The 2,419-nt window shown below is 69.5% G+C and carries 2 protein-coding genes; both read left to right on the top strand.

Annotated elements, in window-relative coordinates; translation table 11 throughout:
* A partial coding sequence (locus ACE3UY_RS03880; RefSeq protein WP_374686240.1) for a hypothetical protein occupies positions 1-658 on the top strand: 658 nt, incomplete at its 5' end.
* A 9-nt stretch (positions 659-667) separates the two neighbouring features.
* A partial coding sequence (locus ACE3UY_RS03875; protein ID WP_374686239.1) for a DUF4012 domain-containing protein occupies positions 668-2,419 on the top strand: 1,752 nt, incomplete at its 3' end.

Raw genomic sequence — 2,419 nt, 5'->3', positions numbered from 1 at the left:
GTCCTTCGTGGGGTTGTTTGGCCTGGTACCGATGCTGGTCGTGCTGAAGAACTCATCCGCACATTTGTTGGGAGAGATACCGGTGCGAGTTGTGTTGTGGGGCACGGTAACACTTTATGTCGTCTTCGCTCTCTCCTATCACACGCCCGACGCCGCCGTGCTCTTGCTGCCCGCGTTGCTGCTGCTGGCGCTGCTGCTGGGGCCGCGGCTGGAGCAGCTAGGGCCGTGGACGCTGGCGCTGCCGCTGGCGTTGCTCGTCGCCGGCTTCGGCGCGCAAGACCGCAGCGGCGATCACGGCCCGCGCGCCGAAGCCGAAGCGGCCCTGCGCGCTGCGCCACCAGACGCCGTGCTGCTGGCCCCCGGCGACCGCACCATCTTCACCCTGTGGTACTTCCAGCACGTGGAGGAGCTGCGCCCCGACGTGCGGCTGGCCGACGCCAATCTGTTCGCCTTCGATTGGTACCGGGCGCGGCTGGCCGCGCTCTATCCCGATTTGCGCGTGCCGCCCGGCGACGACCTGCCTGCCTTTCAACGTTTGAACGAAGCGCGGCCGTTTTGCGCCGTGGGCCTGCTGGCCCCGCCGGAGATGCCGCCGGGCGAGGCGACCATCGCGCTGACCGGTGGATCGCCCCATCTTCTGTGTTATGATCCCTCGTGAGGCTAATCAGTGACGCGATACTCACCCGTTGATCCGGCCCAGCCGGAGGAGAAACTCGAAGCGGTCGCCGCGAATCGCTCCACTCGCCAAACCGGGCGGTTGCTGCGCTTGGGGCTGCTGCTGGGCCTGCTCGTCCTGCTGGCGTGGGCTGGGCTGAAGGCGTGGCGGGTGGCCGGGGCGGCGCGCTCGCTGTGGGACGCCCAGGCGGAGGCGCAAACCCTGCTGTCCGGCGGGCTGGCCGGGCTGGACGCCAACGCGGCCGAGACGCTGGTGCTCGGCGCGCGCGCCGACGTCGTGACCCTGCGTGACGAACTGGGCTTCCTGCGGCCGGTCGCGCCCTATCTCGGCTGGGTTCCGCGGCTGGGGCCGTCGCTGGTCGCGGCGCCCTATCTGCTGGACATGGCCGACGCCGGCTCAGAGGCGGGCGCGCTGGCCGTCACAGGCCTGAAGCCGCTCCTGCCCCTCGTCCAATCGCCGGAGTTCGGCATGGCCCGGCTGGGCGAGGCGCTGCCGGTGATCGCCAACGCCGCGCCACAACTGGAAGCGGCCGGGCTGGCGCTGGATCGCTACGCCGCCGCCCGCGCCGCGCTGGCCGCGGCCATGGATGAGGCTGGGCTGCCCTGGCGCGTGCGCCAACTGCTGGAGCTATCGGACGAGTGGCTGCCGGCGGGGCGGGGCGGGCTGCGGCTGCTGCCCCACGCGCCGGCCCTGCTGGGAGCCGATGGGCCGCGCCGCTACCTGATCATGGCCCAGAACGAGGACGAGATACGCCCCACCGGCGGCTTCCTGACCGGCGCGGGCGTGCTGGTCGTCGAGAACGGGCAGATCGTCGACCTCCAGTTCGGCGACACGTACTGGATCAACGACTGGGCCGAGAAGCCCTACGATTTCCCGCCCCAGCCCTATTACGACTACATGGGCCTGGAGATGTTGCTCTTCCGCGACGCCAACTACTGGCCCGACTTCCCCACCTCGGCCCAAAAGGCGATGGATCTCTACGCCTACGGCCAGAACACGCCTCCCTTCGATGGGGCCATCGCCATCGATCAGGAGTTCCTGCGCCTCCTCATCGACGCTACCGGCCCCGTGCCCGTGCCGGGAACGGATGAGACGCTCAACGCCGGCAACCTGCTGCAAACCTTGCGCCAGGCGCGCGACATCCAGGAGGGCCAGAAGGTGTGGGAGTGGCTCTCCGACCGCAAAGCGTTCCTGGGCGGTTTCGCCGCGGCCATCATGACCAAGCTGGAGACCGATTTCGGCTCGATCGATCCCGTCCGGCTGGCGCGCAACATGACGGCGGCCATTGAGACGCGGCACTTGACCGTCTTCCTGCGCGACCCCGACCTTGCCGCGGCGCTGGCGGCCAACGGCTGGGACGGCCGCCTGCCCCAGAGCTTGCCCGGCGACTTCCTGATGGCCGTCGATACCAACATGGGCTACAACAAGGTCAACCTCTACGTGGAGCGCGCTCTCGGCTACACCGTGACGCTCGGCGCGCAACCGGAGGCGGCGCTGTCCGTCTACTACCGCCACACCGGCCCCGACAGCGGCGAGCCGTGCCGGCAGGGGGTGACCGAGGAGTTCGAGCAGGCGTCGGCCTACCTGGCCCTGGCCGACAAGTGTTACTGGAATTTCCTGCGGGTCTATGCGCCGGGCGGCAGCGAACTGATCGACAGCAGCCGCCACGTCGTGCCGGGCGAGACGCTTTTCAGTGGTCGCACCTGGGACGGCGCAGCCCAGACCATGCGCGAGCAGCCGGGG

This window comes from Promineifilum sp. (SeqCode), from assembly GCF_041918635.1.
GTDB lineage: Bacteria > Chloroflexota > Anaerolineae > Promineifilales > Promineifilaceae > Promineifilum.
Note: the sequence above shows the minus strand (reverse complement) of the source record. Positions and strands in the feature narration are given on the sequence as shown.